General features: G+C 68.0%; 25 protein-coding genes. 13 read left to right on the forward strand and 12 right to left on the reverse strand.

Annotated elements, in window-relative coordinates; translation table 11 throughout:
- The first annotated feature begins 254 nt into the window (after nucleotides 1–254).
- From ACIQU6_RS19915 to ACIQU6_RS19925, 3 genes are all read left to right on the forward strand, one after another.
- A complete protein-coding gene (locus ACIQU6_RS19915; RefSeq protein WP_403482959.1) occupies nucleotides 255–1,103 on the forward strand; it encodes a class I SAM-dependent methyltransferase in 849 nt (282 codons plus the stop codon).
- A gap of 144 nt (nucleotides 1,104–1,247) precedes the next feature.
- On the forward strand, nucleotides 1,248–2,405 hold the full coding sequence (locus ACIQU6_RS19920) for a GDSL-type esterase/lipase family protein (RefSeq protein WP_403482960.1): 1,158 nt from the start codon (nucleotides 1,248–1,250) through the stop codon (nucleotides 2,403–2,405).
- A 19-nt stretch (nucleotides 2,406–2,424) separates the two neighbouring features.
- Nucleotides 2,425–3,084, forward strand: coding sequence for a hypothetical protein (locus ACIQU6_RS19925; protein WP_403482961.1), 660 nt, complete (start codon nucleotides 2,425–2,427; stop codon nucleotides 3,082–3,084).
- On the opposite strand, the gene ACIQU6_RS19930 is transcribed toward ACIQU6_RS19925, so the two are convergent.
- From ACIQU6_RS19930 to ACIQU6_RS19940, 3 genes are all read right to left on the reverse strand, one after another.
- Nucleotides 3,070–3,387, reverse strand: coding sequence for a hypothetical protein (locus tag ACIQU6_RS19930; protein WP_403482962.1), 318 nt, complete (start codon nucleotides 3,385–3,387; stop codon nucleotides 3,070–3,072). The genes ACIQU6_RS19925 and ACIQU6_RS19930 overlap by 15 nt on opposite strands.
- Nucleotides 3,388–3,681: 294 nt before the next feature.
- Nucleotides 3,682–4,659: a hypothetical protein gene (locus ACIQU6_RS19935; protein ID WP_403482963.1), complete on the reverse strand. Its 978-nt coding sequence runs from the start codon at nucleotides 4,657–4,659 to the stop codon at nucleotides 3,682–3,684.
- A gap of 223 nt (nucleotides 4,660–4,882) precedes the next feature.
- Nucleotides 4,883–5,419 carry a TetR/AcrR family transcriptional regulator C-terminal domain-containing protein gene (locus ACIQU6_RS19940; RefSeq protein WP_403482964.1) on the reverse strand — a complete coding sequence of 179 codons (537 nt, stop codon included), beginning with the start codon at nucleotides 5,417–5,419 and terminating at the stop codon, nucleotides 4,883–4,885.
- A 113-nt stretch (nucleotides 5,420–5,532) separates the two neighbouring features.
- Between ACIQU6_RS19940 and ACIQU6_RS19945 the strand changes: the two genes are divergently transcribed.
- Nucleotides 5,533–6,702 (forward strand): FAD-dependent oxidoreductase, encoded by a 1,170-nt coding sequence (locus ACIQU6_RS19945; protein ID WP_403482965.1) that lies wholly within the window; start codon nucleotides 5,533–5,535, stop codon nucleotides 6,700–6,702.
- An 86-nt stretch (nucleotides 6,703–6,788) separates the two neighbouring features.
- Here the strand turns inward: ACIQU6_RS19945 and ACIQU6_RS19950 are convergent, their stop codons facing one another.
- On the reverse strand, nucleotides 6,789–7,745 hold the full coding sequence (locus ACIQU6_RS19950; protein ID WP_403482966.1) for a DUF4331 family protein: 957 nt from the start codon (nucleotides 7,743–7,745) through the stop codon (nucleotides 6,789–6,791).
- 101 nt (nucleotides 7,746–7,846) lie between these two features.
- The gene (locus ACIQU6_RS19955) at nucleotides 7,847–8,560 is read right to left on the reverse strand and encodes an SDR family oxidoreductase (RefSeq protein ID WP_403482967.1); all 714 of its coding nucleotides are present in this window, start codon (nucleotides 8,558–8,560) and stop codon (nucleotides 7,847–7,849) included.
- Nucleotides 8,561–8,661: 101 nt separating this feature from the next.
- Here ACIQU6_RS19955 and ACIQU6_RS19960 point away from each other — a divergent pair, with 101 nt between their 5' ends.
- On the forward strand, nucleotides 8,662–9,513 hold the full coding sequence (locus tag ACIQU6_RS19960; RefSeq protein ID WP_403482968.1) for a helix-turn-helix transcriptional regulator: 852 nt from the start codon (nucleotides 8,662–8,664) through the stop codon (nucleotides 9,511–9,513).
- Nucleotides 9,514–9,543: 30 nt separating this feature from the next.
- Here ACIQU6_RS19960 and ACIQU6_RS19965 read toward each other — a convergent pair whose 3' ends face one another.
- Nucleotides 9,544–9,696 carry a hypothetical protein gene (locus tag ACIQU6_RS19965; RefSeq protein ID WP_403482969.1) on the reverse strand — a complete coding sequence of 51 codons (153 nt, stop codon included), beginning with the start codon at nucleotides 9,694–9,696 and terminating at the stop codon, nucleotides 9,544–9,546.
- Between the two features lie 38 nt (nucleotides 9,697–9,734).
- Here ACIQU6_RS19965 and ACIQU6_RS19970 point away from each other — a divergent pair, with 38 nt between their 5' ends.
- Nucleotides 9,735–10,121 (forward strand): hypothetical protein, encoded by a 387-nt coding sequence (locus ACIQU6_RS19970; RefSeq protein WP_403482970.1) that lies wholly within the window; start codon nucleotides 9,735–9,737, stop codon nucleotides 10,119–10,121.
- Nucleotides 10,122–10,392: 271 nt separating this feature from the next.
- Here ACIQU6_RS19970 and ACIQU6_RS19975 read toward each other — a convergent pair whose 3' ends face one another.
- Nucleotides 10,393–11,109, reverse strand: coding sequence for a TetR/AcrR family transcriptional regulator (locus ACIQU6_RS19975; RefSeq protein WP_403482971.1), 717 nt, complete (start codon nucleotides 11,107–11,109; stop codon nucleotides 10,393–10,395).
- 152 nt (nucleotides 11,110–11,261) lie between these two features.
- Here ACIQU6_RS19975 and ACIQU6_RS19980 point away from each other — a divergent pair, with 152 nt between their 5' ends.
- The gene (locus ACIQU6_RS19980; RefSeq protein ID WP_403482972.1) at nucleotides 11,262–12,899 is read left to right on the forward strand and encodes a CocE/NonD family hydrolase; all 1,638 of its coding nucleotides are present in this window, start codon (nucleotides 11,262–11,264) and stop codon (nucleotides 12,897–12,899) included.
- 262 nt (nucleotides 12,900–13,161) lie between these two features.
- On the forward strand, nucleotides 13,162–13,827 hold the full coding sequence (locus ACIQU6_RS19985) for a hypothetical protein (RefSeq protein ID WP_403482973.1): 666 nt from the start codon (nucleotides 13,162–13,164) through the stop codon (nucleotides 13,825–13,827).
- A 297-nt stretch (nucleotides 13,828–14,124) separates the two neighbouring features.
- Here ACIQU6_RS19985 and ACIQU6_RS19990 read toward each other — a convergent pair whose 3' ends face one another.
- Nucleotides 14,125–15,039: a helix-turn-helix transcriptional regulator gene (locus ACIQU6_RS19990; RefSeq protein ID WP_403482974.1), complete on the reverse strand. Its 915-nt coding sequence runs from the start codon at nucleotides 15,037–15,039 to the stop codon at nucleotides 14,125–14,127.
- A 54-nt stretch (nucleotides 15,040–15,093) separates the two neighbouring features.
- On the opposite strand from ACIQU6_RS19990, the gene ACIQU6_RS19995 reads away from it, so the two are divergent.
- The 3 genes from ACIQU6_RS19995 (at nucleotide 15,094) to ACIQU6_RS20005 (ending at nucleotide 18,551) form a co-directional block, all read left to right on the forward strand.
- Nucleotides 15,094–15,918, forward strand: coding sequence for an SDR family NAD(P)-dependent oxidoreductase (locus ACIQU6_RS19995; protein WP_403482975.1), 825 nt, complete (start codon nucleotides 15,094–15,096; stop codon nucleotides 15,916–15,918).
- Between the two features lie 460 nt (nucleotides 15,919–16,378).
- Nucleotides 16,379–17,641, forward strand: a complete 1,263-nt coding sequence (locus ACIQU6_RS20000; RefSeq protein WP_403483059.1) for a beta-ketoacyl-[acyl-carrier-protein] synthase family protein — start codon at nucleotides 16,379–16,381, stop codon at nucleotides 17,639–17,641.
- 37 nt (nucleotides 17,642–17,678) lie between these two features.
- Nucleotides 17,679–18,551, forward strand: a complete 873-nt coding sequence (locus tag ACIQU6_RS20005; protein WP_403482976.1) for an alpha/beta fold hydrolase — start codon at nucleotides 17,679–17,681, stop codon at nucleotides 18,549–18,551.
- A 198-nt stretch (nucleotides 18,552–18,749) separates the two neighbouring features.
- On the opposite strand, the gene ACIQU6_RS20010 is transcribed toward ACIQU6_RS20005, so the two are convergent.
- The 4 genes from ACIQU6_RS20010 to ACIQU6_RS20025 form a co-directional block, all read right to left on the reverse strand.
- The gene (locus ACIQU6_RS20010; RefSeq protein ID WP_403482977.1) at nucleotides 18,750–19,325 is read right to left on the reverse strand and encodes a DinB family protein; all 576 of its coding nucleotides are present in this window, start codon (nucleotides 19,323–19,325) and stop codon (nucleotides 18,750–18,752) included.
- 372 nt (nucleotides 19,326–19,697) lie between these two features.
- A complete protein-coding gene (locus ACIQU6_RS20015; protein WP_403482978.1) occupies nucleotides 19,698–21,146 on the reverse strand; it encodes a GntP family permease in 1,449 nt (482 codons plus the stop codon).
- A 291-nt stretch (nucleotides 21,147–21,437) separates the two neighbouring features.
- Nucleotides 21,438–22,235, reverse strand: a complete 798-nt coding sequence (locus ACIQU6_RS20020; RefSeq protein ID WP_403482979.1) for a class I SAM-dependent methyltransferase — start codon at nucleotides 22,233–22,235, stop codon at nucleotides 21,438–21,440.
- Between the two features lie 160 nt (nucleotides 22,236–22,395).
- Nucleotides 22,396–22,875 carry an RDD family protein gene (locus ACIQU6_RS20025; protein ID WP_403482980.1) on the reverse strand — a complete coding sequence of 160 codons (480 nt, stop codon included), beginning with the start codon at nucleotides 22,873–22,875 and terminating at the stop codon, nucleotides 22,396–22,398.
- Between the two features lie 552 nt (nucleotides 22,876–23,427).
- On the opposite strand from ACIQU6_RS20025, the gene ACIQU6_RS20030 reads away from it, so the two are divergent.
- Nucleotides 23,428–23,826, forward strand: a complete 399-nt coding sequence (locus ACIQU6_RS20030) for a DUF6333 family protein (protein ID WP_403482981.1) — start codon at nucleotides 23,428–23,430, stop codon at nucleotides 23,824–23,826.
- A 70-nt stretch (nucleotides 23,827–23,896) separates the two neighbouring features.
- On the forward strand, nucleotides 23,897–24,433 hold the full coding sequence (locus ACIQU6_RS20035; protein WP_403482982.1) for a hypothetical protein: 537 nt from the start codon (nucleotides 23,897–23,899) through the stop codon (nucleotides 24,431–24,433).
- Nucleotides 24,434–24,458 lie beyond the last annotated feature (25 nt).

Genomic DNA, 24,458 nt, shown 5'->3' on the forward strand with positions numbered 1-24,458 from the left:
CGCGAGCCTGATGAGTCATCACAACCCAGACAACTCATAGAAACCACTCCATGTCCCCAACCGTGAGCAAGATCATCAATCGTGGGGCGACCCGTTACACCTGCGGAAACGGCATCAGCGATCAGGAGTCATCCGGCCCCATCATCTCCCCCGCGAGACTTGCGATCCGTTGATCACCGGCTGAACCACCGGGAGTTGGCGGTGGTGGAGGCGTTTTCCCTTTGTCCCCGCGCCGACTTGGTTACGCTGTGCGCATGGATCGTTATGAGGCGCAAGCATTACAAGGCGGGGAGATCGCCCCTGCGGTTCGCACCTGGTACGGCCCGGAAGATCTCAGCTCCGTCCCCGTGTTCGCTGGTGGATTCATCAACTTCGGTTACTGGGAAGGGGTGTCCCTCGACGGGCCGCTCGGTGCGGAGGACCGGATCCGTAGCGAGCGGAACCTCTATCGTCGAGTACTGCGGGCGCTGGTGCCTGGCGGTGGGTCGGGGAAGGCCGTCGAGGTCGGCTGCGGACTGGGGCTCGGCAGCGCACTCGCCTTGGAGGAGTTCGGCTTCGACACGGTGACCGGGATGGACATTCACCCGGAACAACTTGTGCGGGCCCGTCGGGTCCACGCGGAACTGCTCGATCGCTCGCCCTCCCGGCTGCGGTTCGCACAGGGGGCAGCGGAGCAAATGCCCTTTGCTGACGGCGAGTTCGCCTGCCTGTTCACGGTGGAGGCGGCGCAGCACTTCCGGGACCTGGCGGCCTTCGGGCGCGAGGGTGCGCGGGTGCTGCGTCCGGGGGGACGGTTGGTGGTCAGCAGCTTCTTCGTACCCGATGGCGGCGCCGGCAAGGCGGAGTCACTGGCCGATCGACTGGAGAGCTTCGCCATCGGCCTGGACGTGGCCCATCGACTGGGCGAGCTACTCAACGCCTTGAGCGACGCCGGGTTGGTCGACGTGCGCGTCGAGTCGATCGGGGAACATGTGTGGGCGGGTTTCGACAGCTTCCTCGCCGGCATCAACCAGCCCGAGCAGTGGCCGCGCAACTTCCTGTGGGCCTACGGCGAGGGAGTGTTGGACTACTACGTGGTCACCGCGCAGCGGCCCACGGGGTGAGTGAACGCCGCCCGGGCCCATGCCCCACCTGTCACTCCTTCGTCGGGCGTGCCTCCAGGGAACAAATCCCGCCGGCGAGGCATTGATGAGCACCCGACGGTGGTGTTCACCTGACCGTGAGAGAGCGGAAGCGGAGGCGTTCCCATGCCCAACACGAATTCGGTGCGCGACATCCCCTTGATCGATGGCCCGGTTGAGTTCCGGGGGGCGTTGGAGCTGGAGACCGTCGGGACGGCGGTGCTGCCGCTGCGACTGCCTGCGTGGACCAGGGCGCAGTATCCGGACGCATTCATGCGGGGCGTGGCCGAGATGCCCTCGGGGGTGCGGCTGGTGTTCCGCACCGAAGCGAGACGGCTGGAGCTCCAAGTCCTCACCACCGTATGGCACTTCGGCGACAGCCCGGACCTGGTGGGCCCGGGGGTGGTGGAACTGGTGGTGGACGGGGAGTCGGCCGGACAGGCCGAGGTGCCAGTCGGCAACGTAGTGCGTCTGGCGGACACGCACGCGGAACAGCGGCTCGAACCAGGCGCCCCCGGGACCGTGCGGTTCGCGGACCTGCCGGCCGGGCTGAAGGAGATCGAGCTGTGGCTGCCGCAACAGACCCGCACCGAACTGATCGCCCTACGCGCCGACGCCGAGGTCGTACCGCCCGCACCTAGCGGCCGCCGCCGTTGGGTGCACCACGGCAGCTCGATCAGTCACTGCATTGACGCGGACGCCCCCACAGGCACCTGGCCAGCCGTGGCCGCCACGCTCGCCGGGGTGGACCTGCTCAACCTCAGCCAGGCCGGCAACGCGATGCTCGACCCCTACGTCGCGCGCACCATCCGGGACACTCCGGCCGACCTGATCAGCCTCAAGGTGGGCATCAACATCGTCGGCAGCGCGTCGTTCCGGCGGCGCACCTTCGCCCCGGCGGTGCACGGCTTCCTGGACACGGTCCGCGAGGGCCACCCCGACACCCCGTTGCTGCTGATCTCGCCGATCCTCTGCCCGTCGCTGGAGGACACCCCGGGCCCGCGGATCGAGACACCCGAAGGCCCGAGGGCCACCGGCGACCCCGCTGACGTTGCCCGGGGCGCCCTGACGCTGAACGTGGTGCGTGACATGCTCGCCCGGATCGTCGCGGAACGCGGCGAGCACGACCGGAACCTGCACTACCTGGACGGGCGCGAGCTCTTCGCTACGGACGACGTCGACGACCTGCCGGACGGCGTGCATCCGAACGCGGCCGGCTACCGACGGATCGGCCAGCGATTCGCCGACGTTGGCTTCGGGCCGCGAGGGGCGTTTGGTCAGTAGTCTGTCCCGCTCGGTTCCGGTGTCCACCGACCCGATCACCGTGCTGACACACGTCACACTCCTTGACGACTCGGCCTTCCACACGAGCGGGAGCACTCTGCCGACGGTGGTGGTCACGTTCGACGGTCCGCCGGCGCAGGTCTGCTTTCAGACCAAGGTGGCCGAGAACTGCGCGGTGACCGAGGTCAGCAACCAGGTCAAGGCATCCTCCGACAGCACCGCCACGGTCTCCTCCAACAAGGTGACCCTCCAGGTCAAGTGGGGCGCCGACTGCGAGCGGGTGATCAAGAAGGAGGTGTGCGACTCCGAGGCGGCAGGGGACTGCGGAGAGGACGGTCCAGGCCCATGGGTCGAGAGCACGAGAGTGCCCTCGGGCGGTACCGTGTTCTGGCGGATCACGGTGACCAACCCCGGCGGGTCCACCTTCACAGGGATGACGCTCAACGACGCAGTCGCCGAGTCGTGTGAGAAGGCGGCCGAAACCTTCGACCTCGCACCGCACCAGGAACGGAAGTTCTTCTGCTCGAACTCGGACATCACAGAGTCGACCACGAACACCGTCACGGCGTCGTACGTGCCCCCGGCCTCTCCGCCCAACATGCCGTCGTCGACGACGCCTCCGGCGTCAGCCTCCGCGGCTGTGGGGGACGGGCCTGTGCTTCCGTCAGAAGCGCCCTAGCCCTTCGCCGTCGTCGACCGAGACTCCCAAGTCGGGCGAGACCTCTACGTCCACGCCGACCGCGACTCCCAACCCCACCAAGTCCGCCGTGATGCCGAAGCCGTCGTCATCTTCGGCGGCGGCCGGGCCGGCGGTTCCCAGTACCAGCCCGGCGGTCCCCGCCAGCGGAGCGGGGTCCACGCCGGAACAGGGTTCCGGGAGGGGCCTTCTGGCCTTCACCGGAACCTCTGGCAAGGGCCTCATCATGTCCATGGCCTTTGCGTTGGCGCTGGCTTGCCTGGGCGCTGCCCTTCTGGTGGTCATACAGCGACGGCAGAAGCGGAGAGTCGAAGGTACGCGCTCGGCTGACTGACCGGCTGGAGCAAATCAACCGACCTAGGGGCGGTCCGCTGACGGTATGTCAGTGGACCGCTCCGCCGATTGTTGCCCAACGGGTGCCCGCCAGCACACGCGAAGAACGGCGGCGAGCGTCATGGCTGGTGATTGACGTACTCGCCGCCCTAACAGGCGAGTTGGCCGTGTGCGGCACTCACGCCCCGTCAGCGCCGGCCGCCACCACGGTGGGCGGAATCCGCGTGATCCGACCGAAGACGGACCCTACTCATCGCGGGCGACCTGCTCGCCGCTGCCAGGAAGGCCATCGTCCAAGATGATGCGAATGGTTTCGCCCTGCCCAACGACCTTGGTGAGTTCGGTGGCGATGCGATCGTAGGCGGTCGTCGCCATCGCCCAGTCGATGTTGAGGGGCGCGGCGTTGTGGCGGGTGTTCCACAGCTCGATGAGGAGCGCGATGAGGGAGCGCCCGGACAGGACGGTCTGGATACGGCCTTGTTCGACGTCCTGGACGACGGGTGGGGTGCGGAAGTGGCAGTGGTCGACGGTCAGGCCGGAGATCCACTCCCAGGTGTCGCGGTGCGCTACGAGTTGGGCGGAGGCGACGCCGGCAGCCTTGAGCAGCAGTACGCCGTGGGTGACCTTCGGGTCCTCGGGGCGGGCTTCGGAGACTTGCGCGGGAGTGGGGGCGGGGACGCCGCGGTAGGCGTCCTCGATCGCCTTCTTGAGAGCGTGGTCCTGCTCCCGGCCCTGGTTGTCGTCTCCGGACTCGGGCTGCGGCTCGGTGTGGTCCATGGTCTCCGCTTGCTGGTTGGTGTGGGGCTCGGTGTGCGGGCTTGCTGCGGTGGTTGCGGGAGCGGGCTCGGGCTCGCGGGCGGCTGGTTCCGGCGCCTCCGCGGGCGGCTCGTTGCGGGCGTCCGCTGGGGAGTCTCCCGGCGTGCCGTCCTGCGGTGGGCAGTGGGCCGCGGCGGCATGCAGCACGTCGGCGAGATCCAGGAGCTGCTGGAACTCGCTCCGGGTCTCGTGCAGTTCACTGATCAACCGATCCTGGCGGCAACGTAGTTCCCGGTTCTCGTCACGCAGATCGGCAGTGCCCCGCTGAACGGCTTCCTGGATCTTCAGACGGCTCTGCGTGAGTTCCCCATGGAGCGCGGACAAGCCGTAGGTCGGGTCTTCAAGACGATCCAACTTCTGCTCAAGACGACCCAACGTCTCCTGTGCTGCCTCCAGTTGTTTCTTCACGGCTTCGAATTCCTGTGCCCACTTCACGTAACTCCCCGACTACTCTGCGGTGTTGATCGCGTTCGTACCTCCCCATGGGGGTGTCGTGTGACGCGGCATTTTCCGGCCGATTGCTGACCGGTTCGCAGTCGGTTGGTTGGGTGGTCGGTCGGCGGGCGGGGCGGGGCGCGGCGGTGCGGGGTGGGCTGTTGCCATCACGCCGGAACGCCGTCACCGTCCGCCCTCAAAGCAGCGAACCCACCCCGTTGACCACCACCGTGAGGCCGAACTCGAAGAGGCGGTCCCGTTCTGCCCTGCTCTGGCTCTGCTTGCGGGCCTGTTCCTCGACGGTGTAGCCGTTGACGTAGCTGGTGAGCGCGTCGGTGGCGGCCGCCGCGTCATCCGCGCTGAGGCCCGCCTGCTGGAGAACAGCGATGGGGAGCGCGATGAACTCCCCGGCCGCCGGGCCGGGGTGACTCATGCCGGCGATCACCCGGGCCCCGTCGGTGCGCGCCAGCATGGCCCCGCGCAACGCCCGGCCGATGGCGCGCAGTTGCTCGGCCAAGTCTCCGGGCGGCGGCGGCAGGGCGTCGATGGCCTCGGTGGCGATCCGTTCCGCGATGGCGTCCAACAGCGCCTGTTTGGACTCGAAGTGCCAGTACAGGGCGCCGACCCGAACTCCGAGGCGAGCAGCCAGTTTGCGGGTGGAGAACCCGTCGAGCCCCTCCTCGTCAAGGTGTTGCAGCGCCGCTTCCAGCACCACGCTCTGGTTCAACGGCACTGTCGCCCGCCCTCTCCTGCTGAGTTACCGATGTCCATCATGCCTTGCCCTCCCGGCCGGCGGCGACGTAACTTGAGCACCGACCAATTGAACACTGTCCAAGGGGGTAGGGCATGCGCGTGCTCATTGTCGGAGCCGGGCTGGGTGGGCTCTGTCTGGCTCAGGGGCTGCGGCGAGCCGGCGTCGATGTGGACGTCTATGAGAAGGACCCAGGCATCACCGCCCGGTTCCAGGGCTATCGGATCGGCCTGAGCGAGGTCGGGCAAGAGGCCCTGCACGCATGTCTGCCCAAGCGTTGGCAACCACTGCTCGACGCGGTCCTCGGCGACGCCTCCGGCCCCCGGCTCATCCTCGACCCGTCGCTCAACCCGGCGGGTGAGATCCCGTCACCGACGAGCGAGGCATCGCGAGCCACCATGGCCGACCGGCACGTGCTGCGCCAACTACTGCTGGCCGGTCTGGACGATCGCGTACACACCGGAAAGCGACTGACCGGCTTCCAGACACAGGCAGACGGCGGCGTGCGAGCCGAGTTCGCGGACGGCACCGCTGCCACCGGTGACCTGCTGGTCGGCGCGGACGGCATCAACTCGGCGGTCCGCGCCCGCCTGGTCGACGTCGCGCCGACCGACACCGGCGTGCGATGCGTCATCGGCCGGACCATGCTGGACGAACGGTTCACCCCGCTCGTTCCAGGCTTCGGCACCATCGTGTCCGACGGTGGAGCCTCGATGATGCTCGGCCTGATGCGCTTCCGACGCCAACCAACCCAGGCTGCGGCCGAGTTGGCACCCGAGGTGCGCCTTCCAGACGTCGGCGACTACCTGCGGTGGGTGTTCTTCCCGCCGCCGGGGGTCACGTTGGACACGCCCCCGGGCGCCTCGCACCGCGTCGTGCGTCGGTACCTCGACGGCTGGCACGAGGATCTGCGCGCGCTGGTCGATGCGGCGGACCCGGAGAACAGCACGCCGTTGGCGATCCGCGTGGTCCAACTCGGCGCTGCTCGTTGGCCGAGCGGACCGGTGACCCTGCTCGGCGACGCCGCCCACGCCACCTCGCCCAGCGGCGGCAACGGCGCCAACACCGCCCTACTCGACGCGCAGTTGCTCAGCGGTCACCTTGGTGAGGTCGTCCAGGGCGGCCGCTCACTGCGCGACGCCGTGGACGACTACGAACGGCAGATGCTCCACTACGGCGCCGAGGCGGTTGCCGAAAGCCTGGCCGCGCTGTCGAAGTTCGGCTCGCCGGTGACGGGGGCGGCGGGCGTGCCTGCGGGCACGTAGGCACGGTCGGTGTTGACTGCCGCGGCGGTCCCGTGGAAGCTGCCGCGGCTATTGCCAGTCCGTCCGCCGTCTCGGATTCCGTTGTTTCAGTCGGCGTGGGGTGCGCCGAGGTAGGGAAACCCGGGGAGCAGGTCGGTGTGGGGGCCGATGTGGTCGGTGGGGACCTTGCCCGCGGTCAGCATGGTGAGGCGGGCGGAGGTGACGTCGTCGGTCAGGGTGCGGCCGTTGGGGTAGGCGGCGGGCCGGCTGCGGTCGTAGCGCAGGATGTCCGGCAGCACGGTACGCAGGGCCTCCTCGGCCGCCAGTTCGTCGTAGCCGCCGAAATGCTCCAGCACCGCGGACCACGGCTCGCGATAGGTGACCCAGTCGTCGGCGGGCTCACCGGCGTTGTACGTGTCCTTGGCGTCTTCCTCGTTGAAGTACGCGGTCAAGGACGGGTGGGCGCCCCGGTCAACCGACGTCAACTGCCCGTCCTGACGCACGCTCACCCGTCCCCACACCCCGATCGTGGGGTCCGTGCCGAGTTCGGCGTTGGGCATCTCCAACACGATGCCGAAGACGTTCTTGTCGGCTCCCCAATCCACGCCCGTCCACTGGAACTTGGCGACGATGCCGTCCAGGTCGGCGAAGAACGGATCGCTGCGGAAACCGGAGAAGAACCTGTACTGCCCGGACTCCGTCGTCGCGGCCTCGGTGCCGAAGCTGACCGGCACGTCCGCCAAGATGCGTTGGCCGCCAGGCTCATGGGAGCGGGCCTGATCGCCGGTGGCGCGGTACACGGTGACGGTCTGCCGGCCGTCCACGGGAGGGGAGAAGGCGAAGCTGAACGCCACGTCGGCCTGGTGATCGCCGTCGGTGTCGACGTTGACGCGGTACACCGCGTCCGGATGGAATGCCTGGCCGCCGGTCGGAGCGACCGGGTTGACGTTCATGATCAGCACGGTCCGGTCACCAGGCACGGTGAACGCGAACAGATCCGTCATGTCGAGCCGGGCATCGTCCAGGGGAGACCGAAGGTTGGGACCGCTGAGGTGGTGAGACATGCCGTCAGCATCGGCGGCCCGGCTTCCGCACTACCAGGCGGCACTCGCGGGCCGTCTGCGAAGCCGCCTGTTTGGCGCACCAGCAACGGCGTTGTGGACGCCTACCAGGGCAGCCGCCCCGCCGCGTCGAAGTAGCCTCCGGTGGGACCGTCCGGCCCCACCTGCGCCATCCGGACGATGATCTCGGCGCCCTCCTCGACCGTCTGCACGCCGGTGTTCCCGTTGAGGTCGGTCTTGGTGAAGCCAGGCTCCACCGCGTTGATCCGCATCTGCGGGAACGCCTTCGCGTACTGCACGGTGATCATGTTGACCGCGGTCTTCGACGCCGGGTACGCGATGTCGGGGTAGAAGGCGGCCGGGTGGTCCGGGGTGGTCAGGTGCGTGAGCGAGGCCAGGCCGCTGCTGACGTTGACCACCACCGGGGCAGTGGAGCGCCGCAGCAGCGGCAGGACCGCGTGCGTGACGCGTACCGTGCCGAAGACGTTGGTCTCGAAGACCTCCCGCATCATGTCGGCTGTGACCTCCCCGGCCCCGACCACCTCGTTGTTCTTGCCCCGCGCCTCGATGCCGGCGTTGTTGACCAGCACGTCCAGGCCGCCGTCGGCCTCGATCGTCCGGATCGCGGCCGCGACGGACGCGTCGTCGGTGACGTCGAGCTGCACGAACCGTGCCTGGGCGCCCAGCTTCTCGGCTGCCTGGCGACCGCGGGACGCGTCCCGGCTGCCGATGTAGACGGTGTGACCTGCGGCGATGAGTTGGCGGGCGGTCTCGAAGCCGAGGCCCTTGTTCGCTCCGGTGATCAGTGTTGTCGTCATGCCTTCATCGTCCGTCCGGCCCGCGCCGACAGCCAGGAGACCCGCTTTCCTGGGACCAGCAGTACCAGGAAGGCGGACGGCCGGCGGGGCACACTGGTCGCATGGCGACGACGGAGTTCGGCAAGGCGGTGCGCCGCTGGCGCGACCGCGTCCCACCCGAGGCGGCCGGGCTGCCGGCCGGCGGGCAGCGCCGCGCGGTCGGTCTGCGCCGCGAGGAGCTGGCCATGCTCGCCGGGATCTCCGTCGACTACGTCACCCGCCTTGAACAGGGACGGGCCGCCAACCCCTCGTCCCAGGTCGTCGAGGCCCTGGCCCGGGCGTTGCGGCTTTCGCAGGAGGAACGCGCCCACCTGTTCCACCTGGCCGGGCTCGCGCCACCGGGACCGGAGACGGTGCCCGCATTCATCACCCCGAGCGTCCAACGGCTGCTGGACCGACTGACGGGGACGCCCGTGGCGGTCTTCAACGCCGCCTGGACCCTGCTCGTGGCCAACGCCCCGTACGAGGCGCTGATGGGCGACCTGCCCACCGGGCACGGCAACGAACGCAACGCCGTGTGGCGCCACTTCCTCGGCGGCGGCGCCAGCAGGGCCCGCCGCACGCCGCAGGCACAACGCGAACACGAGGCCACGCTCGTGGCCGACCTCCGCGCCGTCGCCGAACGCTACCCGGCCGACCGCTGGCTGCAACGGCTGATCACAGAACTGCGCACCGGCAGCGAGCGATTCGCCGAGCTCTGGGACACCGGCACCCCCGGCCACCACAGAGCCTCGCGCAAGACCATCGACCACCCACAGGTCGGACCCGTGACGCTGGACTGCGACCTCCTCACCGTGGCGGGCAGCGACCTGCGGATCATGGTCTACACGGCCGAACCCAGCACCGGGGACGCCCAACGCCTCGCCCTCCTGACCGTCCTCGGCTCCCAGGACCTCGTCACCCCGGACACCTGAACGCTCGCCCCTCGCCCACCTCTCACCCAACTACACGGCAACCAGCCGCCGCTCGACGTAGACCACGAGGACCGCATAGACCACCTGTTGGCCCACGCCCAGCACCGCGACCACCACCATCAGCCGGCGGAACACACGATGGTGACCCAGCAGCCGCAGCCCCGCCCAGGTACCACGCAGCACACCGCTGGTTCCCCGGACCGCCTTTCTCTCCTGCGGCCTTGGGACCGTGGCCGGTGCGGGCGGTCTCCACGGCCTGGGCCGCGCTGTCGAGGAACACCTCGGCAACGCCCGCAACGAACGCCAACGCCACCAGCGCCGTCACCGGCACCCAACCGGTGGCCACCAGGGCGAACAACACGGCCAGCATCGTGCAACGCGCCAGATCCGCGTCGATCACGGGCCGACGCCTGGGCACGCGGTCCACCAGCGCCCCGATGGCCGGGGCGAGCAACCAGGCCACGCGCCCCGCGGCGGCGACCACGGAGACCCAGAACACGTCGCCGGTGACCGACGCCGTCAGCAGGGGCAAGGTGGCGAGCCGTGCCCCGTCCCCCACCGAGCTGAGCGCATTCGCGCTGACCAGCCGGCGCAGTGCCGCCGTCTGAGGAGGAACGGGCGAGGGGGACGATCGGGCAGTGAACCTCATCTCGGTCAGCGGTCTCTTTTCGTCAACGTGGGAGAGACGGCCGCCGAGTAGTCGAAGTTTCCCGGCACCGCCCGCGCGCCAACGCCCAATGTAGCGGCCAACTGCCGATGAGACACCCCGCGGCTTCGGATCCCCGCGACGGCTCAACACCCGCTGATGACCGCGCAGTTCGACCGAAACCTCGCAGGCGGACCACGCGATGGAACGGGGCAGCGGCGTGACTCGGACCCCTACGTGCCCGGCTTTGCGTCCGTCGCCGCCTTCGGATCCGCGTCGAGCCCGTCGACCAACCGGTCCAGGAGCCGTGCGAACGTCGCGTCGGGGGTGAGGGGACGGCCCGCAGCGGCCAGGGCCGCTGCGATTTCCGGGTGGTGGCCGTCGGCGGCGACAGCGGCGAGATAGCGGGCCTCGGCCGCGGCTCGCTCGGGGGCGTCCGCGGTGGCGGAACGAGTGAGTTCGTGGGTGACGTGGGAAGCGACGAAGCCGGTGAGGAGGCTGAAGACCTCCAGTTTGGAGGCGCCGTCGAGCCGGGTGGGGCGCAGGGCCGCGAGGGCCTGTTCCAGGAACGTCAGCGCGTTCGGGCCGAGAGTCTGGCGGGCGAAGAGGGCTGCGGGCAACCAGGGATGACGCAACATCAGGGAGCGTTGAAGGTGCCCGATGGCCTTGAGGTCGGCACGCCAGTCGCCTGACAGGGGTTTGGCCACGCGGAGTTCGCCGTTGACGTGGTCGACCATCAGGTCCACCAACGTCTCCTTGTCGGGGGCGTAGCTGTAGAGCGACATCGCGCCGGCACCGACCTGCGCAGCGACCCGCCGCATGGTGACGGCCTCCAGCCCCTCGGCGTCGGCGAGTTCGACGGCCGCCTTGGTGATCGCCTGGCGACTGAAGGCCGGACGGCGTCCACGCCGAGGGCGGTCGGGGGCCAGCCAGAGCTGTTGGGGATCCATGCAGTCATCCAAGCATTCGCTATTCTCGTACGCAGTACGAGAATACGCGATGGAGGGGGAGGGCGATGGTGGCATCGCGAATGCCCGGCACCGGGAGGGGTGCGACTGGTGGGGATACGCCGCATCGGAGGCCGCCGCTGTCGGCGCGTTGGATGCGGGTGACCTGGCGGAAACTGCCGCCAGGCCCGTACGAGGTGGGCTGGGAGCCGGCACTCGTGGCCCCGGCAGCCGACGGCAGCCCACTACTGACCGACCATTACTTTCCCTGCGGGGGAGAGGATTTCCCCACCCTGATGGTGCGCTCGCCCTACGGACGGGGGAATCCGTGGGCGGCGCTATACGGGATCCTCTTCGCCGAGCAGGGGTTCCACGTGGTCGTGCAGAGCTGTCGCGGCACGGCTGGGTCGGGCGGCGCATTCCAGCCCTGGCGCGACGAGGCGGCGGACGGGCAGGCAGCGGTGGCGTGGCTCCGCCAACAGCCCTGGTTCAACGGGGCATTGGGGACGATCGGGCCAAGCTACCTGGGGTATGTGCAGTGGGCGCTGGCCTTGGAGCCGCCACCGGAGCTACGGGCGATGGTCGTGCAGGTCGGACTGCACGACCCCTATGCGTTCTTCCATGCGGGAGGCGCGCTCCATCTGGAGAACGCGCTGGTGTCGGGCGTCGGGATGGCATATCTGCACCGAGGAACGGTGCCGTTCTTGCGGGCGGCGTTACGACTCCGTCGCTGGCTGCGCGGCGCGCACCGGCTGCGGGCGCCGTACGCGCCGAGCCAGCCAGACATGTCCGGTCCTGCGGATGAACTCCCCTGGTTGGCTGAGGCGTTGGCACGCAAGGATGACAGTGATCCGTACTGGCATGGGGTGTCGGTGGGGGCGGCCGCGGAGCGGTCGACGGTGCCCACGTGCCTGATCGGCGGGTGGCAGGACGTGTTCCTCGACCAGAACATCGAGCAATACCGGCGGCTGCGGCATGCAGGAGGCGAGAGCACGCTGCTCATCGGGCCCTGGACACACGCCTCGGCGTTCCAGCGGGGCTGGCCGGAGGTGTTCGCGGAAAGCCTGGCCTGGCTGCGGGCACAACTGTGCGGCGAGCGGCATGGTTTGCGTTCCACGGGCGTGCGGGTGCACGTAGGCGGGGACAGCGGGGGTGAGTGGCGGGATCTTGCCGACTGGCCACCGGCGGCGCCGTCTTCGGAGGGCCGCTGGTACCTGGCCTCGGGCGGCCGACTCGGGCGACAGGCACCGGAGCGCGGGGCGGACCCGGTGGCGGAGTTCCGTTACGACCTGGCGGACCCGACCCCGGCCGTTGGTGGGCCGGCGCTCTCTCAAGGTGCGGGGCGCAGGAACAACCGGGCGCTGGAGGCCCGGGAGGATGTGCTGACGTTCACCGGTCCGGTGCTGGACGAGCCGCTGGAGGTGTTGGGGGCGGTCGCGGCGCGGCTGCGGATGACGGGGGAGTGGGCGCGGGGCGCTGAGGGTGGTGCGGCCGGTGGGGCTGCCGTCGGCCGTGCTTTCGATGTCTTCGCGCGGCTGTGTGATGTGGACGAGCGGGGGCGGTCGGTCAACGTCTGCGACGGGCTGGTGCGAGTGCGCGACCGAGATGGCGCGGAACCGCTGGAGGTGGTGGTGCCGATGAGCGCCACGGCGCGCCGCTTCGCGGCCGGACACCGGGTGCGGTTGCAGGTCAGCGGCGGTGCGTACCCGCGGTTCGCCCCGCCGGGCGGTGCGGGCGATGGTGGTGCACTACGCGTCGCCCTCTACCCGGCGTCCGTGCTGGAGTTGCCGTGAGCGCGAACCCCTGACCGCGTGGTGCGACACGGACTGCCGCTCCGGCCGAAGTCAACATCGTGAGTGGGAAACTCACTGCGACGACCTTGACGCATGGCGCATGCACCTAGACGTCAAGGTCACACAACTACCGTGCAGAGCAGTGGAGCTGGACGATCAGAGCATCGGAGCGCCACCGAGCCGAGACCACCTCGCGGCGCGGTGGCGCGACACCGACGTGTCCCCACATATGCCAGCAGACCAGGCCGCTAGCATCGCGCGCATGGCCGACCACATCCCCGACCGGCTAGGGGCCACAAGAACGTCATCAGCCGTGCCCTCTGCACGGCTGATGCTCCAGGTCATAGAAGCATTCGACCAGTACGCGCGCGAATGCCGAGCCGCGAACACCGGAGCTGGTGACGGCGCCGAGGAGGGTGACGACCCACTGCGCCATGTGCGTTGGATCGCCGACACCTACGAACGTCGGCGTGGTGATCCCGAGCTCTTACAGGCGCACCTGGAGGAGCTCGCCAACGAACTCGACCTCCATGACGTGTGGGCGCTGCGAGTTGCCGGCGAGGCCGTTGTCGCCGCCACCCCCGTCGTGATCCTGCACGCAGCGCGGCGCGGCATGCGGGCACCGGCCATCGCCGAGGCGATCGGCCTTGCGCCCGCACGCGTGTATGACGTCCTCAGCCGCTACGTCCGGTACACCTGGCGCATCGACGTGCAAGACGCTCCCGACCAGTGGTGGCCCATCGACGAGGGCGAGCAGGTCGCCGAGCGCCGCTTCGTGAAGGAGTCGGACGTGGCCCATCGAGCGGCACGGATCGGCACTGCCAAAGCCGATGGCCGCTCCATGCGGGTGCTGGTCTGGCAAGGCCCACAAAGCGATGACGCCGACGCGTCGTATACCCACACGGTGAACAACGCACAGGGACGTTGAACTCGTGATGGCGGTGGGTGGTGGCGCTTCCTGATCGCCGCGGGATGCGGTGTGTATGACGGCACGACTTGCGTGTGCAGGCCGTCGCAGCACCAGGCGGTACTCCGCTGTGGTTCTCCCACGCCATGCCTGGCTCACTCACGCACACCGAGGTACCCCCCCCCCCCCCCGCCGAACGCGAACCGCGCGCACGCGAGGCCCACTGCGACCACGACATCAGCTGAGCCGGCGCAGCTCTCGCTGCATGCCGGACACTCGCTGCCAGGGCGCTGTCGTCAACGTCACGACCAGCAACACCTACACGCCAGGTATGTGTCCCTTGGAGAGTGCATCGGGCTCTGACGTGCCACAGAAGTCGGGCAGGTCCATCTGCTGAGTGCCGACGACGGACAGCAGGCGCAGTGCCTCTGCCGACGGCGAGCCAGGGGCGGCGGTGTATATGACGACCTGCTGGTCCCGGTCGGCGATGTCCAGGACGTCGCAGCTGACGGCGACGGGGCCGACGAGGGGGTGCTCGAAGGTCTTGCAGAGGGTCGGTCGGGCGGTCACGTCATGGGCGGCCCAGAGTCGGGCGAACTCCGGGCTACCGGCCAGGAGTTCCTCGACCAGGCCGGTCACTTCCGGGTGGTTGGGGTAGCGAGCTGCCGCGGCACGCAGGTGCTGAGCGGAGGTCCGGGCGAACTCGTCTGCGTCCGAGACGCCGTACAGTCGCCGGCCGTGCCGGTGCGGGCCGAGGAAGGCGCGTCGAATGAGGTTCCGGTCCCGGCGTGACAGGGCGGAGAAGTCCTCCATCAGCGCGGCGGCCAGGTTGTTCCAGGCAATGACCTCGTATGTCGCCGACATCACGATTGCCGCGGCTTCCGGCAGCCGCTGCAGCAGGTCGACGATGCTCTGTCGTACCTCCCGCGAAGGCCCTGGCGGTGGTCCGGGCGGAGCACCGGCCAGGTGGTGGAGGTGATCGCGCTCGGCGTCCGACAGGCGCAGCGCGCGGGCGAGTTGGGCCAGTACCTCACGGGAGGGGTGCGGGGCGCGGGCCTGTTCCAGCCGTGCGTAGTACTCGGTCGAGATGAACGCCAGCTGCGCCACCTCCTCACGCCGCAGTCCCGGGGTGCGGCGGCGCGTCCCGGCTGGCAACCCCACGTCGGCCGGGGTGATGCGCTCGCGCCTGCTACGCAGGAAGTCACCAAGCTCACGTCGTACTCGTCGATCCATCTCCCCAGTGTGCGCGGTCGCCGAGGTGCCCAGCCAGGTACTGCCGGTGCCTGGATGAGCGAGACGGCCGGACGCAGGCTCGTCGGCATGAACAACACACCGATCACGTCCCCCTCGACCTCGGGCCTGCTCACCGACAAGGTCGCCCTCATCACCGGTGCCGGTCGTGGCATCGGCGCCGCAGCAGCGCGACTGTTCGCCCGGGAGGGCGCCCGGGTGCTCCTCGCGGCACGCACACAGACCCAGCTCAAGGCGGTGACCGAGGAGATTCGGGCGGCCGGCGGGACCGCGGACTACGTGGTGTGCGACCTGGCCGACGCGGCAAGCGTCCGTGCCGCCGTCAACCGGTCCGTGGAGCTGTACGGCCAGCTGGACGTGGCCTTCAACAACGGCGCGACGGGGCAGCCGCCCGGCCCGATGGACCAGCTGTCGGAGGCCGATTTCGACCACGTCTACGCCGTCAATCTCAAGGGCCCGTGGCTGGCCATGACCGCCGAGATCGAAGCCATTCGTGCCACCGTGAAGCGCGGAGCCATCGTCAACACCTCCAGCGTCGGCAGCCTGATGGCCAACCCCCAGTTGCCTGCCTACGGCGCGGCGAAGCGGGCAGTCAACAGCCTCACCGCGTCGGCAGCCGTCACGTACGGCCCGGAGGGCATCCGCGTCAACGCCATCGCGCCCGGCACCACGCTCACCGAGATGCTGCAGGAGTGGGATGAGAAGTCACCCGGCACCATCGAACAGCTCAACGCCCGGACACCGCTGGGCCGCGCCGCCGACCCGGAAGAGATCGCCCAGGCTGCCGCCTGGCTCCTCAGTGACCGCTCCTCCTACGTCACCGGCACGGTCCTCCAGGTCGATGGCGGCATGTGTGCCTGACAAATGTCTGTCATCAGGCGGAAGATCGAGGTGCCGGGGCACGAATGCGCCCGGTGCTCTGGGCGAGTTGCTCCAGAGCGTGGACTGATCTGATCAACGGCCTCGGAAGCGGCGGATGTTCGGCCGTGCCGAACCCGTGCGCCCGGGGCTCCGTCTGCCTGTCGGTCCAACTGGCCCACCACAACACCAGGTTGGGAAGGACTCAGTGCTCCCTTGCAGGGATGCGAATCGAAAGAAATCGCTAGCGGCGAGAGAGTGACGCACGTGTCCACGTCGTCGTTGGGCCGGGTGTGCTGGGCCCTATCGGGCCCGTTTGAGCGAACGGCGACAAGGAGAGGGGCCGGATGAAGAGCCTGCTCACGATGGTTGATCTCACGAAGAAGACCTCTGCCGTCAGATGGTGGTCGGTGCATGAGTTGAAGCGGACGAGCTCGTCATGAACACGGATGATGTTCGACCCATGACAGCCGCAACCCGAATGCACCGGAAGCCGAACGCCCCTTACGCCGCAGCCGTGACCGGCATCGGCATGCTGACTGCTGCGGGTATCGGGGCCGCAGCGAACTGGGAGGAGGTGACCCGCAGCAACACGCCTTCAGGCGTCCGTCAGCCTGAAGAACTGCAGGGCCTCCCGAGCGACTTCATGTACCTGGTCAACGGTATCGACGTCGCCGCCGAGCTGGACGTCAACAGCCGACGGCTGATGGATCGCTTTTCGCAACTGGCAGTGTTGGCGGCCCGTGAGGCCGTGGCTGACGCCGCTCTCACCCCTTCCCAGTGGGAGCGCGAACGCGTCGCGGTGATCATCGGCAATGCCAACGGCGGACTCCCCAACTACGAGGCACAGCACGCGACTTTGCTGCAACGCGGCCATCGCCGCGTGTCCCCGACACTGGCGGCTCTCTTCACGAGCAACAGCGCGGCTGGAAGTGTGTGTCGAGACCTGGGGGCCTGCGGGCCAAGCGTGGCTGTCAACTCAACCTGCGCGTCGGGAACGGACAGTGTCGGCTACGCGCGCCAGCTCCTGCAGGCAGGGATGTGCGACATCGCTATCGCAGGAGGAACCGAATCAGTATGTTCACGGTTGACTGTGGTGAGTCTGTGCAACACGCGAGCTCTCTCCACGCGACGGGACGATCCCGCACGTGCGTGCCGCCCCTTCGACGCCGACCGGAACGGGTTCGTCTTGGGTGAAGGCGCAGGAGTCCTCGTCCTGGAGCGCCCCGAGCACGCACAAGCTCGGGGCGCACGAATCAAGGCCCACGTCGTCGGATACGGCTCATCCAACGACGCCTACTCCCCGGTCGCGCCACATCCTGACGGGGCCGGCGCCGAACGCGCCCTTCGTGCCGCCTTGGCCAATGCCGACGTGAGCCCCGCGGACGTCGGCCACGTCAACGCGCACGGCACGTCGACCGTGATGAACGACCAGATCGAAGGCGCAATGCTGCATCGCGTCCTAGGTCAACACCCTCTGGTGACATCAACGAAGGGGATGACCGGGCACACCCTGGGTGCGGCTGGTGCCATCGAGGCTGCGTTCACCGTGTTGGCGCTCCAGCATCAGCTCGTCCCACCGACTGCGAACTTTGAGACTCCAGACCCTGAAATCCCCGTTGAGGTAGTAGCTAAAGATGCCCAGCCCGCACGCTTCGAACTTGCCGTGAAATCCTCTCTTGGGTTCGGCGGACATAACTCCGCCCTGGTAATCAGTCGTCATTGAGCTAGTGCTGCCACGAAGTTGAGGATTTACTCTCAAAATGGAATCGAGTACGGAGACCGTCAAGGCCCTCACAGTGGAGGGGCTAACGTATTACTACCGACTCCTGCGGCAACCGAATCCGAAAACTGAACCGATTCTCGTGCTGGGCGGCGCCCTACAGGACAAACACGGATGGGGTCACCTTGACGATCCCGTCGGCTCCTTGGCCAACCTGCTGACGCTCGATCTGCCCGGTGCGGGTCAAGCCGACCCTCTGCGTGGGGATCAAGGCATGGACACAATGTGCCATGCGCTGGAGCATGTTCTCGACGACCTGGACTACGATCGAGTCAACCTGTTCGGATACTCCTTCGGGTCCATAATCGCGTTCGCCTTCGCCCAACGCCATCCACAAAGAATCTCCCGCCTGCTGCTCGGAGGCGTGCCCGCATACGTCACCGAAGGGCAACTCTCCCAATGGCGCGAGGCTGCACGCTACGTGAACCGCGGCGAGCCCGAGGAGTTCATCCGCCGGGCGCTAGATTTGTGGCTTTGCCGGGATGAGGGTCGCGTGGTCCAAAACCGAAAATTGGCCTACCGCTACGTAAAGCGACTAGTTACCCATGCGGTTTCCTCCAGCCCTCAAAACTTCAGGCACCTCGACCGCTCGGCCACCGAAGAGCTCAACCCCACTGGCGGCCTCCAAGGCGTACCTACCCTGGTGTTCTGCGGTGAACACGACACCCTGTCCGCCCCGAAGCATCAACGGGCTTTCGCGGAAACCATCTCGGGGGGAAAGTTTTTCACCATCCCCGAGTCGGATCACTGGGTATGCTTTGAACGCCCCCAAGAGATCGTCAATACCATTGTCGACTATTTCACCGATCGGCCTGTCCGGGCAGCCCTTCCTGTTAATGGAAACGTTCGGTGAAACTCGTTCAACGTGCCGCTCAGGGGTGAAAGTTCCTGGCCGGGGCGATGCTGACGGGGGGTAGGGCTCGCACCCTCGCTGGTCCCGGCTGTCCGGCGGGTAGGACGAGCAGGCACTGCGCATCCGAACGCCCCGCGGGCGAACGAGATCAAACCACACGCTACGCGGGGCGCTATCAACAGGCAGGCTACGTAAGCATCATGCTTGGGGTAGGCGTAGATACAGGTCGCGCAGCAACGCGATCTCGGCACCGTGGTGCATCATCTCGCGATTGACGTGAAGGACGAGTGCCGCCAGCGGGCGGCCGGCGAACGGGCCCGAGCTCGGCCCGAGTGTGCGGTCGAGCTCTGCCGTCGTTGCCTCACGCATACCGGACGACCAGTTGTCGTAGGCCCGGTCGAGTTGATCCAGTGCAGTCGCGGCAGCGCCGGCGTAGACACGGTCGTCGTAGTCGATCGAAGGCCCGCCGAAGTACATTTCGGTGCGCCTGGCCAGGACGTGCACGGTGAGGTGCGCCATCCGCCAGGCGATGGTGGTGACCGGAGCGATGGCGGGTGTGGGGAAGGTGTAGTCGACGGTGAACCGTCCGCCGCCCATCTCGTCTTCGCTGCGGCGCGGACGCACTGTCCAGCAGTCGGCAACCGGTTCCCAGAAGTACTCCTCGTCGGTCAGTCCCACCAGCCGGGGGCGGAGCCGTTGCCGCCAGTGCCAGTCCAGTTGGTCGCTGAGTTCGTGGGCCCAGTCAGTCCTTGGGCACGGGTCGGAGCCGTACATGTCAGTGGGCGGACGGCGGGACGTAGGACCGGTTGGAGGTCTCCGGCGCCATGGCCTGGCCAGACAGGTTGTTGTCGCAGCGTTGCGTGTGCGGTGCCACCGTGGAAGCGGATGCAGGTGGTGACAGGACGGTTGTGGAGATCGTCGCGGCGACCAATGAGCTTGCTTTCGGGCCGTTGCGCATAAGGTCCCCCTTTTCGCGAGGCGCGAGACTGCGGACTCCGCACCAGTCTCCGTGAGGGAACCAGGCAGCGAGGGGGAAACGCGGCAATCCTCTTGAGGGGGATCTGCGACCGCAGACCACATCGTACGTAGTCAGCCCACCCCGTTACTCAATACCCGTTCCAAAGCAGGGTGATTCAGGCAGTGCGGTCACGTGAAGTTCAACAGGAGCAGGGCCATGACGAGCCCACAGACACTGACGATCGTCTGGATGGCGGTGTGGGACTTCGTGGCCTGCCCCAGCGTCATGCCGAACGATTCCTTGACCAGCCAGAAGCCGGCGTGATTGACGTAGTTGAGGCCAATGGAGCCGGCGCCGATGGCGATGACCAGCAGTGCGGTGTGCAGGCTTCCGTCGGTTGCGGTGAGGGGCGCGAGGATGCCGGTCGCGGCGACAATGCCCACGGTGACTGATCCGGTCGAGAACGAGAGCACCAGCGCCACGAGCCAGCCGAGGACGAGAACGTTGAGGTGAGCGCCAGTTGCCGCGGATTGAACGGCCTTGCCGATGCCGGAGTCCACGAGTATCTCGTTGAACGCTCCGCCACCCGCGATGATCAACAGGATGCCCGCGACGGACTTGAGACTGTCGGCCAAGGACGTACGGATCGCCTCGGAGGGCATGCCGCTGCGGTAGCCGAGTGCGAAGAGCGCGACGAGGAAGCCGGTGAACATGGCGACCACCGGTTCTCCGGTGAAGGCCAGCACTGGCCGCAGGGGATTGGTCTTGGTGAGGGCGAGTTCGGCCAGCGTGTTCAGCAACATCAGTGCCACGGGGACGAGGACCGCGGTGACCGCGAACCCAGTGGGTACGGGTTTCCTGGTCGGCGACACGACCGCATCGTCCTTCGCCGGCGGCTGGGTATGCGGTGCGTCGCCTGCCGTACCGTCGCCGCCGGAGGCCGTGCCGCCGCCGGTGAATTGAGCCACCAACTCGTTGTCGGGGTATACCGCGAGCCGCGGCGCGATCCACCGGCCGTAGACCGGTCCGGCGAGGATGACGGTCGGAATCGCGCAGACGAGACCAACCAGCATGGTGAGGCCCAGATTTGCGTGCAGACCCCGCACCGCGATCAGTGGCCCGGGGTGTGGGGGCACCATGCCGTGCAGGGTCGAGAGTGCCGCGATCGTGGGAGCGGCCAGGTAGAGGTAGGGCGAGCCGTTGATCTTGCCGGTGTTGCGCAGGCGTTGGGCCACACTGAAGACCAGCGGGAGAAGCACGATCAGCCCGATCTCGAAGAACATCGGGATCCCGACGACGAACGCGGCGGCCGCCATGTACCACGGAAGCCGTCGCCCCTCGGCGCGGTCGACGACCAGCCGCGCGATCTTGTCGGTTGCTCCCGAGTCCGACAGAACCCGACCCAGCATGGCGCCGAAGGCCAACGTCACACCCACGTTGCCGAGAATCTTGCCGGCGCCCTGCTCCAGGGACGTGGTGATACTGGCAGAGGATTCGCCGGCCGCCAGACCGACGCCGATCGAGACGAGCATCAAGGCGACGAACGGATGGAACCGCAACCGCGAGTTGATCAACACGATCAACGCCCCGATGGCGGCCGCCAAGATGATCAGCAAGGTCCATGCGTGTGCGGTCACCGCCGGCCCCCTCTCGCGCGACGTGTGCCGCCTGCCGGCTCGATGAATGACGCCATGTGAACTCCCCGGTAGCTGCTACTCGTTGAGGCTGTGGGCCGTCAGGTCCAACCGGGGAAACTATCCGACGTTGGTCGCACCGCTCCAGGTTGTGGGCGCGAATTTCGTTAGCGTCGTTCTGCGGGTTGTGTGCATTGTGCGCACGGGCAGGGGCGGGGGCACGGGCCTCCGGCGAGGTTGTTGGAGGCAGAGTTCTGCGGCCGAGCGCCACCAAGGCGAAGCACCGGCCTGACCTCAGCAGGCCGGTGCCTCGCCCGCCCGACGCGTGGCGATCAGATGCAGCAGAGCACCCACACGGCGATACGGGTCCGTGCGTCCGGCCCGTTCCTCGCACGCCAACAGCCGGTTGAGCTGCTCAGGTTCGGGCAACGCGGCATCGGAAGCGGCGGCGTCGGTGAAGATCCGAACGCCGTACCACTCGCGCAGCGGCATGCCCCGCTCCGCGAGTGCAGCCGTCATGTCGTCCAGACGATCGGCACGGGCCCTGACTCCGATGCGGTTGAGGTAGGCGGTGCCCTCGAAAGCCTGCTCAACGCCGGCCCAGTCACTGAGAAGGCCCGGCCGCATCGCCAACGCATCGCCGTTACGCACCAGGAGCGAGACGATCCCGCCGGGAGACGTCACCTGCGCAATGGAGGTCAGGAGCGGGCGAGGGTCGTCGAAGTACATCAGAACGCCGTGGCACAGCACGGCATCGAAGCTGGCCGATGCGAACAGCTCCGCGAGCCTCCCGGCATCCGCCTGGAGCACGCTCACGCGCTCACGGACCTCGGGCGCCTCGACCTCCAGGGCTCTGCGAAAGTCGCTGAGGAGTTGGGCCGAGGAATCCAACCCCACCACATGATGGCCGCGGCGGGCGAGGAGCAGGGCCTGCGTGCCCTGCCCGCAACCCACGTCCAGAACCCGCCGGCACGGCACGTCCCGGAGGTGAACCGCCAGTTGCCTGGCCACCACCTGCTGACGGACGACCTGGCGAAGCGTCCCCAGGCGGGTCCGCCACTGCTCCTCGCCCGATGCGAACCCCGTGCCCACGTCGCTCCTCTCCCGCGCCCCGTACTCCCGAGGAGCCCAAGGGGTCACGGTGGAAACGGGGGCGGCTCAGCCGCCCAACCGTTCAACATCCAGCAGGTCCTGGCTGTCTGCCCTACCTTGCTCTTCTCGGCGTCACCAATGGACGTGCGGGGCCGGCGTGTTACAGGCGGCGTTTGACGACCGCGGTGTTGGCGGCCTTGTCATGCATGCACTGTCGGAACGGCTCGTTCCAAATGCACGACAACACGTTGATCAGGCCCAGCACCGGCACCATGCCGATGCCCAGATAGGCCAGCCAGCGTCCCAGGGCGTGGCCGAAGCCCAGCTTCTCACCGGTTTCGACCTTGACGACGCGCACGCCACAGATGGCCTTGCCGATGGTGCCACCCATTGCCATCGTCAGCGGTTCGAAGAAGAGGCCGACGAGCAGTGTCCAGGCGCAGAGGCCGAGAACGATGGGAGCCCCGCGGCTGTCTCCGGCCTTGAACGTGCTGGTCATCCAGATGCTCGTCGGTACCCAGGCACCGCCGATCAACACGGCGGCGATCAGGTAGTCGATGAAGCGGGCGAGCAGACGCATGCCGGGGGACGCGAGCGCGTGCGGAGGCGGGCCCTGCCGCATCCCCATCTGCGGCTGCATCGGCTGCGGCGCCCCGTAAGGCGGCACTGGACCCTGCGGTGTTGGGACCTGCGGAGGATACGGCTGAGGCGGCACGCCCTGCGGCGGACCGTAGTGCGGTTGCGGGGGACCGAAGCCGGGACCGGGCTGGGGTTGGTTGGGGGGAGGCGGCGGCTGGAAGGTACTCACAGAAGGCGATCCAAGCGGATACCCCGGCATCACGACAACCCGGGGAGGCACGAACCGGGACACGTGACAACCAATCGTCCAACGAGCCCGGCCGATCGGAGAGTCGGCCCGACCCGGTGAGCTGCACTATTACCGACCGGTGGTTGGGCCTGACCTCGGATGAACCCTCGCATCGGCCCTTGGTGTGCGCCCTCGGCGTGCACCGGTCGGATCAACTCCCTTACCAAGGCCGGTTGTTAGCTCACGTCCCGTGAGTGTCAGTGGGACGCGGCACACTCGGCGTCACGAGTCCCGTACCTCCCGGAACGCAGGTGAACCCCCGTCATAGCGGGCACGCGCATCTGGATACCGTCCGTCCGCCCTTCGGCGCTCCACTCCTGCCCCATGAGCGACCGCCGGTCACAACATCCGGATGCCTGGATCATCGCTGTCTGCGAATGGGACTTCGGCGCCTCGTGCACGAAGATCCTTGTTGCCGCGCTCAATGCCCCAGTGGCAGCAGATGTCCCACGCATCCCGAACTTGAGGATCGAGGGCTTCGACGAGTGGGAGGTCAGCGGCGACCTGCGTGCCGCCCTGGTCGCTGCCGGTACGGTCCCCGACCGGATAGGCGCCGCGTACGACGCCAGCGGCGATGGGATCGTGGACCATGACGGCCTCCTCCACATGCTGACCGGCGATGCCCTGTCCGTCCATGCGGACGAGGAGCGCTGTGAGTCGACGTTCGTCGTCGAACGGAGCGAGCAGGGTGAGGACCACATCGGCGAGGTGTGGTTTCCGTAGGCACGACGTCTTGGGCACGTGACCGAGCTTTCCCAGGCAGGGCCTACGCTCGGATGGCATGAACCTATCCATGACTTGGTTAGAAGTCGCTCGCGTCAGCATGGGCTACGCACTCGTCCTGGCGGCCCTGTTCACGTTGGTCGTCCTCGGTTCCCTGCTCGTGGCCAGGGACGCTCTGCTCTCCGACTACCCGCCCGCGATCAGAGCGCGGTACGGGGAGCAGAGCGCGCGCGGCAGATGGACGGCGACGGTGGCCGGCCTGCTCAACCTCCTGCTCTTCGTGACCGTTCCGGTGGCCGGCGTGCTCGATCTGCAGGGGCGGGTGGACGGCCGCCTGGGATTCGTGCCGCCGTTCGTCCTGGGCACCGCCGGCTTCCTGGCCCTCACCCTCTTCGACCTGTTGGTCATCGACTGGCTGCTGTTCTGCACGGTACGCCCGCGCTTCATGACGCTGCCTGGCACCGAGGGCATGCCCGAGTACCGTGACCTCGCCTTCCACGCCAAGGTGTTGGTTCCGCGCCCCATTCCCTGGCCGCTGCTCGCCATCCCTGGGTACGGGGCGTTGGTGGGGGGCACCGCCTGGCTCGTGGAGACGTTGACCGGCTGAGGGCGCATACCTGGAGGCTGCGGGC

Source organism: Streptomyces sp. NPDC090442, assembly GCF_044769405.1.
Classification (GTDB): domain Bacteria; phylum Actinomycetota; class Actinomycetes; order Streptomycetales; family Streptomycetaceae; genus Streptomyces.

Coding starts and splice junctions, on each gene's coding strand:
- ACIQU6_RS19915 (WP_403482959.1), top strand. CDS start 255: ATGGATCGTTATGAGGCGCAAGCATTACAAGGCGGGGAGATCGCCCCT.
- ACIQU6_RS19920 (WP_403482960.1), top strand. CDS start 1,248: ATGCCCAACACGAATTCGGTGCGCGACATCCCCTTGATCGATGGCCCG.
- ACIQU6_RS19930 (WP_403482962.1), bottom strand. CDS start 3,387: ATGACCACCAGAAGGGCAGCGCCCAGGCAAGCCAGCGCCAACGCAAAG.
- ACIQU6_RS19945 (WP_403482965.1), top strand. CDS start 5,533: ATGCGCGTGCTCATTGTCGGAGCCGGGCTGGGTGGGCTCTGTCTGGCT.
- ACIQU6_RS19950 (WP_403482966.1), bottom strand. CDS start 7,745: ATGTCTCACCACCTCAGCGGTCCCAACCTTCGGTCTCCCCTGGACGAT.
- ACIQU6_RS19955 (WP_403482967.1), bottom strand. CDS start 8,560: ATGACGACAACACTGATCACCGGAGCGAACAAGGGCCTCGGCTTCGAG.
- ACIQU6_RS19960 (WP_403482968.1), top strand. CDS start 8,662: ATGGCGACGACGGAGTTCGGCAAGGCGGTGCGCCGCTGGCGCGACCGC.
- ACIQU6_RS19975 (WP_403482971.1), bottom strand. CDS start 11,109: ATGGATCCCCAACAGCTCTGGCTGGCCCCCGACCGCCCTCGGCGTGGA.
- ACIQU6_RS19980 (WP_403482972.1), top strand. CDS start 11,262: ATGCGGGTGACCTGGCGGAAACTGCCGCCAGGCCCGTACGAGGTGGGC.
- ACIQU6_RS19985 (WP_403482973.1), top strand. CDS start 13,162: ATGGCCGACCACATCCCCGACCGGCTAGGGGCCACAAGAACGTCATCA.
- ACIQU6_RS19990 (WP_403482974.1), bottom strand. CDS start 15,039: ATGGATCGACGAGTACGACGTGAGCTTGGTGACTTCCTGCGTAGCAGG.
- ACIQU6_RS19995 (WP_403482975.1), top strand. CDS start 15,094: ATGAGCGAGACGGCCGGACGCAGGCTCGTCGGCATGAACAACACACCG.
- ACIQU6_RS20000 (WP_403483059.1), top strand. CDS start 16,379: ATGACAGCCGCAACCCGAATGCACCGGAAGCCGAACGCCCCTTACGCC.
- ACIQU6_RS20005 (WP_403482976.1), top strand. CDS start 17,679: ATGGAATCGAGTACGGAGACCGTCAAGGCCCTCACAGTGGAGGGGCTA.
- ACIQU6_RS20010 (WP_403482977.1), bottom strand. CDS start 19,325: ATGTACGGCTCCGACCCGTGCCCAAGGACTGACTGGGCCCACGAACTC.
- ACIQU6_RS20025 (WP_403482980.1), bottom strand. CDS start 22,875: ATGCAGCCGCAGATGGGGATGCGGCAGGGCCCGCCTCCGCACGCGCTC.
- ACIQU6_RS20030 (WP_403482981.1), top strand. CDS start 23,428: ATGAGCGACCGCCGGTCACAACATCCGGATGCCTGGATCATCGCTGTC.
- ACIQU6_RS20035 (WP_403482982.1), top strand. CDS start 23,897: ATGACTTGGTTAGAAGTCGCTCGCGTCAGCATGGGCTACGCACTCGTC.